Annotated in this window: 3 protein-coding genes; all 3 read right to left on the bottom strand. The window is 65.1% G+C overall.

Features of this window, described 5'->3' with window-relative positions:
- Positions 1-67 precede the first annotated feature (67 nt).
- The gene (locus ASC63_RS10630; RefSeq protein WP_055812896.1) at positions 68-5383 is read right to left on the bottom strand and encodes an Ig-like domain-containing protein; all 5316 of its coding nucleotides are present in this window, start codon (positions 5381-5383) and stop codon (positions 68-70) included.
- A 47-nt stretch (positions 5384-5430) separates the two neighbouring features.
- Positions 5431-10722, bottom strand: a complete 5292-nt coding sequence (locus ASC63_RS10625; protein ID WP_157487655.1) for an Ig-like domain-containing protein — start codon at positions 10720-10722, stop codon at positions 5431-5433.
- A gap of 118 nt (positions 10723-10840) precedes the next feature.
- Complete coding sequence (locus ASC63_RS10620) at positions 10841-11482, bottom strand: hypothetical protein (RefSeq protein ID WP_442915068.1); 642 nt, start codon at positions 11480-11482, stop codon at positions 10841-10843.
- Positions 11483-11535 lie beyond the last annotated feature (53 nt).

Here is an 11535-nt window from a genome sequence, read left to right as displayed (position 1 = left end):
TTCAGAACCTCGATAACGCTAACACGCTCCGGCAACGCGTCAGCACTCGCACGGCATCGTCGAGGCCCTAGAAGTCGACGTAGTTGCTGGAGATACCGTCGACTTCCACGTGGCTGTTGGGACCGTTGCAGTACGGCCGCCACTGGGCCGTCTGCGTGTCGATGTAGCCATTTCCGTTTCCGTCGACCACGAAGTTGTTGATGGTGCGGATGTGGTCTGTATTGCACCAGTACGAAAGCGTGTGATTGTTGCCGGCCGGGAAGTGACTGACCGAGACGCGGTAATACTCGCATCCTGAGCTGCAGCCCGGTTGCGGTCCGGAGGGGTTGCCCGTTGCCAAGGTCACGGTGGGCGGTGGCGGGGAGACTGCAGCCGCCCCGGACCACGCGCTCCACTCGCTCCAGATGCCGCCCGTGTTCTGCTGGCGCACGCGGGCCTGCCACGCGCCGGCCCCGGCGCCTCCGGACGAGGCCGAGTTCGCCGTCGTTTGGCCGGTCGCGCCGGCAGCGCCGTTGAAGGCCAACTGCCATTCATATGTTCGCAATCCGCCACGGGTGTCTGCGGTGCCCCAACTCCACGTCAGCGTGGCCGGGCTGTAGCCGCTCGCGGAGATGCTCGGCGCACCCAGCGTGGCCGGGGTGCCGTAGGTGGTGATGGAATTGCTCGCAGCCGAGAGCGCGCTCCAGCCGTCCGAATTGTGCGCCCTCACCGTGAAGGTCGTGGGGGTGCCGTTCGTGACGGCGATGCCGTGAGTTCCCGCCGTGGTGAAGCTGACGGCCGAGCCGCCGTTGACCCGAACCTCGTACTTGTCGATCACCTTTCCGTTGTTGCCCGGCTCGCCGAAGCTCACCTTCGCGGCGCCGTCCCCATCGGCGGTCGCCGTGGGGGCACCCTGCTGGTCCGGAACGTCGTGGATAGTGACGGCGAACTGGCCGATCTGCACCCGTTGTGGATCCTTGGTGCCGTCCTGCACGTGGTACTGCACCGTCACGGTTCCCGCCTTCGCCGCGGTTGAGGCGAGAACGCTGATCGACGACGCGGTGTGCGAGACGGTGACGCCCGTCGGTGCGCTCACCAGCGTCGCATCCATGATCACGAGTGGGGTCTCCGGGAACGGGTTGATCCAGTAGTCAGTGCCGACGGCGTTGTCGAGCGTGACGCCGCCGGCCGTGCCCCGCTGCAGTTCCCTGGTCTGGGGAGCGTTCTTCTGCGAGGCCATCGGGCGCTCGGAGGAGACGACCTTCACGGTCACCGATCCGGGAATGGAGAAATTCTTGTAGTTCACGGTGAAGGTGAGCTTCACCGTGGTTCCGGGCTGCACGCCCAGCGGGGAGGAGAGCGTCAGTACCGAGCCGCTGAGACTGGCCGCGACATCTTTCGTCTGCCCGCCCAGGCCCCTATAGCTCAGGGCCGCGAGCACCGCGGGGTTCGGGTGATAGCTCGAATCGCGCAGATCGATGGTCTGCGCCTTTTCGCCGGCCTGGATCTTCACCTCCGGCGGAGTGAAGGTGGGCGGTACATCGCTCTGGTCGGCGCTGCCCACAGTGATGGGCAGGGTCAACAGCGTGATGCGGTCGGCGCTCTCGCCGGGGTCGCGGCCGTCGTTCACCTGGAAGGTGATGGCGGCGGGCCCCCGGTAGTCTTTTGCCGCAGCAAATCTCAGGGTCTGGGCATCGACATACGGCGAGACGGTGCTGTTGCTTGCGGATGCCCCGCCCGCGCTCGCGATTTTCGCGGGCCGCTTGGACGGCACATCGATGATGTCGGAGAGTTTCCAAGTCTTCGTGCCGTTCATCGTCACGATCTGCTGTGCCAGACCCGGCTTGATGCGCGGCGCTCCCGTGGGCGCCTTCGGCGGGGCGGTCGAACCGCTGTCGGGCGGCGTGGAGCCGGGCTTCGGCGGAACTATGACGAACGCCTTGCCTGCCAGCCCCGTGGTCGGGTCCGTGAGCGAGTACGTGACGGCGAAGCGCTGATTGCTTAATTTCACGACGAGCTCACCGCCGCCGCGGATGCTCGCGGCGTCGGCATGTGCGCCCTCCACCGCGACCTTCAGCTCGTCGACCAACCCGGAGGGGTTGCGCGCGCCGGAGTACAGGTTCACCGTCGCCGTCGACGTGCTCGTCAGCTGCCCGACGCTGACGACGTGATCGGCTGCCGTCGGGTAGACGGGCGTGGCGTTCCTGGTGACCACCACCTGGATGAACGCGGTGGCCGAACCCCCCTGGCCGTTGGTGATCTGGTAGCGCACGACGAACGCCCCCTCCTTCGGCGGCGCCGTCACCAGCACATTGCCTCCGGAGACCTTCGCCTTGAGAGGCGCCTGCACCTCGGGCAGCTTCGGCAACAGGCTGATCACGTAACCGTTGGGGTCGGAGTCGTTCAACAACACCGGCACGGACGCCGTCTTGCCCGGCTTCACCTCCACCTTGTCGTCCACGGCCGTCGGAGGCTTCACGGTCGACGGGCGCGGCACCACACCGATGTGCACCGTTCCGACGGCGGTCTTGCCATAGACATCCCGCACCGTGTAAGTGAAAGTGTCTGTACCCAGCGACAGCGGGTACGCCTGATAGGTGAACGAGGAGGTCGTCACATCCGCCACCCGGCCGAGCCCCGGTGCGGTCTTGATGCCGTCGAGGGTGACGGAGTCGCCGTCCGGGTCAATGCCGTCGAGCGGAACGTCCACCTCGACGGCGGAGCCGGCGAATGCCCGTGCCGTGAGTTCCTGCGGCACCGGGGCACGGTTGGTCTTCGCGTTCGCGGCCGTGACGGTGAAGGTCACCGTGGCGGTCGCCGCCTGCTTGAACTTGTCTGAGATGCCATACGTGACGCTGTAGACCCCGGCCTTCTGCGGTGCCTGGTAGCGCACGGACGTGCCGCTCACGAAGGCGTCGCCCCCCTTGCCTGCCTTGGCGGTGCTCTTCAGGGCGGCATCGAGGGTGAACGGCTCGTTGTCCGGCGAGGTGTCATTGGCCAGCACCGGCACGGTGACGATATCACCGGCGCGCACCGTTGCCACGTCATCCACGGCCACGGGCGGCTGGTGGTTCACGAGTGGCGGAATGGGAACGACGGTGATGCCCGCGGTCGAGGTGGAGTAGCCATCCGAAATCGTGTAGCTCAACTGCACCTGCCGCGCCAGCACACCGGGCACCGTGATGCGCACGACCGAACTGGCCAGCAGCTCGACGTTGACGGCATCGGCATCGGCCCCCTTGGTGAGCGACTGCACCACAAGCACGCGACCGGATGGCGACACATCGTTCTCGAGCACGTTCACCGTGCTCGGCTCCCCCGGCCGCACATAGGCGATGTCCTTCACCGCGATGGGCGGTGTCTTGGTTGTCGGCGGGTTCGCGACATCCACCCGCACGACCCCCTCGCTCGAGTGCGAGCCGGCGATCAGTTTGTAGGTGAGGTAGTAGGCCCCCGGAGCCGAGGCGCTGAAGGTGATGGTCGAGGTGCCCTGGTCGCTCGTGACGGTTGCCGCCTTACCCTCGCTCAGCTTCGCGCCGACGAGCGAGAGCGGGCTTCCGGCAGGTGACAGGTCGTTTTCGAGCGGGTGAATGGCCACCGCTTCGGCGGTCAGCGCTGTTGCGAAGTCGGGAACCGCGACGGGATCGAGCGAATCGGCCGGCTTCACCTCAACCAGCAGTTTGCCCGTCGAGCTCGTTCGGCCATCGGAGACGGTGAATGTCACCTGCTTCGAACCGGTCTGACCGGTCTTGCTCGTGAAGGTGACGAAACCGTCCGGGGTGAATTGCACCGTGTCCGCTGTCGTGGATGCCGCACCCACCAGATAGATCGCGTCACCATCCGGATCAATCCAGTCGTTCAGCACGTTGTACTGAATGGACTGGCCCACCTCGAGCGTTGCACTGCTCGATCGTGTCGCCACTGGCGCCTTGTTGACGGTGTTCGGCCGCACAGAGACGTTCACCTGGGCGGTCGCGTAGGCGTCGCGGCCATCGGTGATGGTGTATCGGAACGATACCGTCGTCGATGCCGTCGACGCGGGCGTGAACTGCACCGACCTACCACCGTCGATCACATCGAGCCGGCCCTGTGCCTTCTCGATCGGGTCGACCTTCGTGATGGTGAGAACGTCACCATCGGCATCCGTGTCGTTGTTGAGCACGGGCAGAATCGTGGTGCGGTTCGGGCGCACGCCGAACGAATCGGCTACCGCGACCGGCGCCTGATTCACCGTGGTGCGATGCGCGACGGCGTCTTCGAAGGATTGTTTGACCGGCCGTTCCTTGCCCTTGTCGCCGTCCTTGGTGACGATATCCGGGTTCACCTGCGCCCAGTTATTCACCAGGCGCATGTTCGAGGAGACCAGCCAGGCGTTGCCGTCCTGTAGGTCGTTCAGGGCTATCACGCCGTGATTCACCCGAAAGACGAGTTCGCTGTTCTGTACCGCCTGGTCGATGTCACGTGCGACGGGCTTGGCACCGTCGCACGCGTAGAGATACTTTTGCGCGCCCGCCCATGCGCCATACGCGCAGCCGCCCAGATAGACGGGTGCCGAGACCGCGTCCTCGCTCGTGACAGCGCCCCGCAGCTGCGCGGTGATGGTCTGCGGCTTGTCGCCATTGAGCGGCACGCGCAGCAGTCCGGTTCCCGTTGCCACCAGGGCGGCCTCGCTGTCGGGGCCCGCCTGCTGGATGCGCAGGCCCTTCGAGGGCAGCGCGTGGCCGGCGCCGTCGGAGGTGACGAGGGTATTGGCATCGGTGTTCAGCACCACCGGGTGGTCGCCGACGGCGGAGAGCTGGAAGTGTTTCGCGAGAGGCATCGGCGTGCTTGTCACCGCCGCCCCCACGTGCTCAATGGTGTATAGCTTCTTCTTCGTGGGCGAGACGCCGAAAACCATGCCCGACTTGCTCACGGCCACCTGGGCATCCGGGCCGAGCTTCACGGCTGGCGGGGTCGCCGACTGGTCGAAGGTGAGATGCGCTGAGGTGTCGAGCACCCAGAGTTTGCCCTGTGGCGACAGGATGGCGAGGGTGTTCTCACCGTAGGCGAGCTGCGCTCCGACGGGCACCGTGATCTTCTCCGTCAGTGACACGAAAGCGGGGTCGATGATCTGCACGGTGCCCAGCGAGGCATCCGTCAGCAGCGTTGCCCCGCCATCCTGCAGCACGTCCAGGTGACTCGACGAGCCGTTCACCTTGGCGTCGAGCTCGCCGATCTGATGGTTCAGGCGACCGCCCAACAGCTCGTGCCCGTTGGTCACCCACACGTCACGCGTGTTGAGATTGACGTCGGTGACGGGAAAGCCCGGATTCAACACGGCCAGTGACACCGGCACGCCGGCGAGCAATGCAAGCGCAATCGCGGATGCGACGGCCTTGCGACCGCGCAGCCACGAAGACACCATTCCCCCGGATCCCCTCATTTAATCGGCCTCACAGTCAGCGCGGTGCATCACGGTTTGAAATTCATGGTGTTGCTCGTGACGCCGTCGACCTTGACGTAGGTGTTGTAACCGCACCGGAAGTGTGAGCCATTCTCGGAGTTGAAGGAACCGGAGCCGTTGCTGCCCGCCTTGATCGTGTCGGTGTACGACACGGCAGACGGCCCAGGGCAATAATAGTGAATCGTGTAGGAGCCCTTCGCAAAGTGCGCGATTGTGACCTTGTAATACGAGCAGCCAACGTTGCAGCCGCTTCCAACGAAAGAGGAACCCTTGGCGATGGTGACCGCCCGCTTTGGCACGGGCGTCTTGTTGATCTGCCAGACATTCGAGGCCGCGCTCCGGCCGACCTTTCCGCTGCCCACGTTCCTGGCGCGAACTGTGAATGAGTGCTTTCCCACTGCGGCCTTGCGCGTCGCGGTTTTCGCCGTCGACCACGTGCTCCAGTTGCCGCTGTCGAAACTGTAGGAGTACTGCACCGGGCCGCCACCGGTCACGCTGGGTGCGCTCCAGGTCATGCTGAGGCTCGTCGCGTACTGGTCGGAGCCCTTCAGGGAGACGTTCGTCGGGGCGCTCGGCGTGCCGTACGGCGTGACGCTTGCACTGAGGGACGACCATGCTCCCCAGCCGTCGGCGTTGTGCGCACGAACCTTGAATGAGTACCGCGTTCCATTGCTCAGCTTTGTGGCCGTGAATGTTCCGGTTCCGGTCGTGGCGCTTCCGCCGTTCCACGCCACCTGATAGGAGTTGATCGCCTTGCCGTTGTCGCTGCGCGGCGCCGAGATCTGCATGGTCGCCTGGGCGTCTGAGGCCTTGACATTCGAGGGCGCAGGCGGCTGATCGGGAACATCGTGGATGCTCACGGTGAGCTGGCCGATCTGCACACGCTGCGGGTCCTTCGTGGCGTCCTGCACGTGGTACTGAATGTTCACGCGGCCGGCCGCAGCGGCGGTACCCGCCTCGACGGTGATCGACGATGCCGTGTGCCGCACGGTGACGCCCTTCGGCGCGCTGACGGCGGTGGCGTCGAGAATGACCAGCGGCTTCTCGGGGAATGGGTTGATCCAGTAGCTGTCTGAGACGGCATTGTTCACCGTGACGCCGCCGGCCGTGCCACGTTTGAGCTCACGCTGTTGCGGCGCATTCTTTTGGGAGGCGACCGGCCTGGTCGACGAGACCACCCGCACATTGACCGAACCCGGAATTGAGAAGTTCTTGTATGTCACGGTGAATCTCAGCCGCGCCGTGGCACCCGGCTGCACGCCGAGGGGCGAGGAGACCGTGAGCTGGGAGCCGCTCAGGCTCGCCGCGACGTCCTTCGTCGCTCCCGTGAGGCCGTGGTAGCCGAGCTGGCTCAGTACCTGCGGGTTGGGGTGGAAGCTCGAGCTGCGCAGGTCGATGGTCTGAGGTTTCTCGCCCGCCTCGATGGTGAGGTTCGGCGGCGTGAAGGTGGGCGGAACATCGCTTTGGTCGGGGCTTCCGACGGTGATCGGAAGGGTCAGAAGGGTAATGCGGTCCTTCGTCGTTCCCGGATCCTTGCCGTCATTGACCCGGAAGGTGATGGCGGCTGGCCCACGGTAATCCTTGGCCGCGGCGAAGGTCAGTGTCTGCGCATTCACGTACGGGGAGGTACCTGTTCCGTGGGACGATGACGTTCCGCCCGCGCCCGTCATGCTGAAGGAACGCCCCGACGGCACGTCGATGATCTGTGACAGCTTCCAGGTCTTCTCACCGTTCATGGTGACCACCTGTTGTGCGAGGCCCGGCTTGATGTGCGGTGGAGCGGTGGAGGCGTCGGCCGATCCGGGTTTCGGCGGCACGATGATGAAGGCCCTGCCGGCCAGCTTGCTCGCGGGATCGGTGAGCGAGTAGGTGATGGCCATGCGGTGCGCACCCGGCGTCACGGTGACGGTGCCATCGTTGCCGACCTTCGCCGCGCCCGCGTGAGGGCCCTCGACGGCCACCGTCAGATTGCCGACCGGTCCCGAGGGGTTCAGCGCCCCCTCGAGCACGTCGACGCCGACGCTGCTCTTGCCCGCGAGCTGGCCGATCTCGATCACATGGTCGGCTGCGGTGGGGTACACGGGTGTGGCATCCTTCGTCACCAGCACCTGGATGAACGCCGTCGCCGAACCACCCTGACCGTTACTGATCTGATACCGAATGACAAACGCGCCCTCGGTCGATGGCGCCGTCACCAACACGTTGCCGCCGGAAACTTTCGCCCTCAACGGAGCCTGCACCTCGGGCAGCCTCGGCAGAAGGCTGATCACGTAGCCGTTGGGGTCGGAGTCGTTCAACAGGACCGGCACCGAGGCAACCTTGCCCGGCTTCACCTCCACACGATCATCCACGGCCGTCGGCGGTTTCACGGTCGACGGCCTCGGCACGATGCCGATGTGCACGGTGCCGGTCGCGCTCTTTCCATAGGTGTCGATGAGTGCATAGCTGAACGTGTCCGTACCCACGGAGGTCGGATACGCCTGGTAGGTCAGCGAGGTAGCCGTCGTCTTGGTGATGCGGCCCAGTGTCGGCGCGCTCTGCACCCCGTCGAGCGAGACGGAGTCACCGTCGGGATCAAGCCCGTCGAGAGGAATAACCACGTCGACGGCCGCTCCCGCGAATGCTCGCGCCGTCAGCTCCTGGGGCTGCGGCGCCCTGTCCTTCTCCTTGGATGCCGCAAGCACCGTGAAGGTGACCGTCGCCGTCGCCGTCTGGTTGAACTTGTCGGTGATGCCATAGCCGACCGTGTAGACACCCGCCTTGTTCGGTGCCTGATAGCGCACGACCTTCTTGCTGATGAACGCCTCGGCTCCCGCGCCCATCTTCGAGGTATTCTTCAGCGCGGAGTCGAGGGTGAACGGCTCGTTGTCGGGCGAACTGTCGTTGTCGAGAACGTGCACGGTGGCCACGTCTCCGGCACGCACCGTCACGGCATCCGGCTCGGCCACCGGCGGCTGGTGATTGACCAGCGGCGGGATCGGAACCACGGTGATTCCCGCCGTCGAGGTGGCGTAGCCATCCGAGATCGTATAGCTCAGTTGCACCTGGCGCGCGAGCACACCCGGGGCCGTCACCCTGATGACCGAATTCGCGAGCACCTCGACATTGAGGGAATCGGCATCCGCCCCCTTCGCCACGGATTGCACGACGAGCACGCGACCGGATGGCGACACGTCGTTGTCGAGTACGTTGACGGTGCTCGGCTCCCCCGGTCGCACGTATGCGGTGTCCTTGACCGCTATCGGCGGCTTCTTCGAGGCCGGCGGATCGCTCACGTTGACGAGAACGAGACCCTGCGTGGTGTGGGAGCCTGCGGCAAGCGTGTAGGTGAGGTAGTAGGCGCCCGTCGCGTTGGCCTCAAAACTGATGGTCGAGCGGTCCTGGTCGGCTGTCGCGGTGGCGTCCGTACCGTTATCGGCCTTGGCCCCCAGCAGTGAGAGGGTGCCGCCGGACGGCGAGAGGTCGTTCTCGAGGGGGTGGATGACCACGCTCGATCCCGTGAATGCTGTCGCGAAGTCGGGCACGGCCACCGGATCGAGCGAGTCCGCCGGCTTTACATTGACCGTGAGCTTGCCGCTGGCGGTGGTGCGACCGTCGGAAACCGTGAAGGCCACCTCTTTCGACCCGCTCTGCCCGGTCTTGCTCGTGAAAGTGACGAAGCCGTCCGGCGTGAACTGTACAGCGTCGGAGGTGGTGGCAGATGCACCGACAAGGTAGACGTCGTCGCCGTCGGGGTCGATCCAGTCGTTCAGCACGTTGTAGCGAATCGACTGGCCGACCTCGACGGTCGCGGTGCTCGACCTGGTGGCGACCGGGGCGTCATTGACCGTGTTCGGCCGCAGAGTCACGTTGACCTGCGCCGTGGCGAACGCCTGACGCCCGTCGGTGATCGTGTACCGGAACGAGACCGTGGAGGATGCCGTCTGCGCCGGCGTGAATTGCACGGCCCTGCCGCCGTCGATCACGTCGAGCTTGCCTTGCCTGGCCTCGACGGGATCGACTGTCGTGATGGTGAGCACATCGCCATCGGGGTCAGTGTCGTTGCTCAACACGGGAAGCACCGTCGTTCGCGCGGGTCGCACGCCGAAGTTGTCGGCGACGGCGACGGGCGGCTTGTTCACCGTGGTTCGATGCGCCACGGCGTCTTCGAACGACGCCTTGACGGGGCGCTCCTTGCCGGTCTGGCCGTCTTTGGTGACGACATCTGGATTCACCTGTGCCCAGTTGTTGACGAGTCGCATATTCGAGGAGACCAGCCAGGCGTTGCCGTTCTCCAGGTTGTTCAGCGCAATCACCCCATGGTTGACGCGAAACACCAGGTCACTGCCCTGCACGGGCTGGTCGATGGCCTGGGCCACCGCTTTGCCGCCCTGGCAGGCGTAGAGATACTTCTGCGCGCCCGCCCAAGCGCCATAGTCGCAACCGTTCAAAAATACCGGTGCGGAGACATCCTTTTCACTCGTGATGCCGCGCTCGATCCGTGCCGGAACCGTGGCGATGTCGCCGCCGCCGAGCGGCACCCGCAACAAACCCGTCGCCGTCGCCACCAGGGCTGTGTCGCTGTCCGGGCCCGCCTGCTGGATGCGCAGCCCCTTCGCCGGCAGCTTCTCGGCCGAGCCGTTCTCGGTGAGGAGGGTATTGGCGGAGGTGTCCAACACCACCGGATGATCGCCCACCGCCGAGAGCTGATAGTGCGTGAGTGCCGCAAACGCGACAGTTTTCGCCTGGGCGCCCGGGGTATCGATCGTGTAGAGCTTCTTCGTCGTGGGCGACACGGCGAAGACCGTGCCCGACTTGCTCACCGTCACCTGGGCATCCGTGCCGAGCTTCGCATCCGCGGTCGTCGTTGACGCGTCGAACTTGAGGTGTTCAGAGGTGTCGAGCACCCACAGCTTTCCCTGAGTCGAGAGGATCGCCAGCGTGTCCTTGCCATACGCCAACTGAGCACCCACCGGCACCGTGATCTTCTCCGTCAACGACACGAACGCGGGATCGATGACCTGCACGGTGCCCTGCGAGGCATCCGTCAACAACGTTGCCCCGCCATCCTGTAACACGTCCAGATGCCCCGAGGAGCCGTTCACCTTGGCATCGAGCTCGCCGATCTGATGATTGATACGTCCACCCAGAAGCGACTTACCATTCGTCACCCAGACGTCACGCGTGTTCAGATTCACATCGGTGACCGGATAACCCGGATGCAACAGGGCCACAGACACCGGGATACCGGCGAGCACGGCAAGCACGACGCCGGATGCGAGGGCCTTTCGCCCGCGCATCCACGACGACAACGCCCCCACGTCTCACTCCCCACGACCGCTCGTTCGCCCCCCGAAAGGGGCGGCGGAAAACCTCGACAACGCTAACACGGCTTCCCGGTGCGTTCCAGAGCGTGGGCGGCGGGAATCCTCGGGCCGCTCAGACGTCGTCGGTGTCGCGCGGCCACTCGAGCATGGGTAGATCTTCGTTGCTGACCAGGTGCGTGGCCACCGCGTACTCCACCAGGCGTGCACGCCTGTTGCTGGCCAGCTTGCCCTTGCCTCCGCGCAGCCCGGAGACCCCGATCTTGTCGAGTTTGTCGCACACATTGTCGAGTTTGCGATTGAAGGTGGTCATGCTCCAGCCCAGCCGCTTCGCGGCATCCGCCGAGGTGGGCATGGTGCCGCGACCGGGCACCTGCTGGGTGAGGATGTCTTCGGCGAGCGAGAGGATCAGCTGCTTCTGCGAGACGGTCAGCGTCACCGGCATGATGGTGGTGGAGCCCGCCGTCGTGTTCAGCGAGACCGAGGTGTTGAAGTAGTCGTCCTCGGCCTGGATGGCGAAGTCGTAGGTGGTGGAACCCGCGCTGAACATGACATGCATCTTCTGGAAGACCAGCGGCAGCTTTGCGCCGGGCGCGAGCCATGCCTGCACGGTTCCGGTGGTGTCGGTGACGGTTGCGGAGAGCAGATTGCCCACATTGCCCAGCCACCACATGTCGAAATCCTTATAGATGCGCAGAAACTGCCGGTGCAGGTACGGGTTGTCGTCGATGGCCAGGTCGCCCTCGCGACCGATCATGAAATCGTGGCTCTCGTCGACGGTGAACCACTCGCCGCAGAACTCGACCTTCA

The sequence above is a fragment of the Leifsonia sp. Root112D2 genome (assembly GCF_001424905.1).
Lineage (GTDB): Bacteria > Actinomycetota > Actinomycetes > Actinomycetales > Microbacteriaceae > Root112D2.
Note: the sequence above shows the minus strand (reverse complement) of the source record. Positions and strands in the feature narration are given on the sequence as shown.

What these genes read in the sequence shown, in the direction of transcription:
- ASC63_RS10630 (WP_055812896.1), bottom strand. Translation starts at nt 5,383, where the DNA reads ATGGTGTCTTCGTGGCTGCGCGGTCGCAAGGCCGTCGCATCCGCGATT.
- ASC63_RS10620 (WP_442915068.1), bottom strand. Translation starts at nt 11,482, where the DNA reads ATGATCGGTCGCGAGGGCGACCTGGCCATCGACGACAACCCGTACCTG.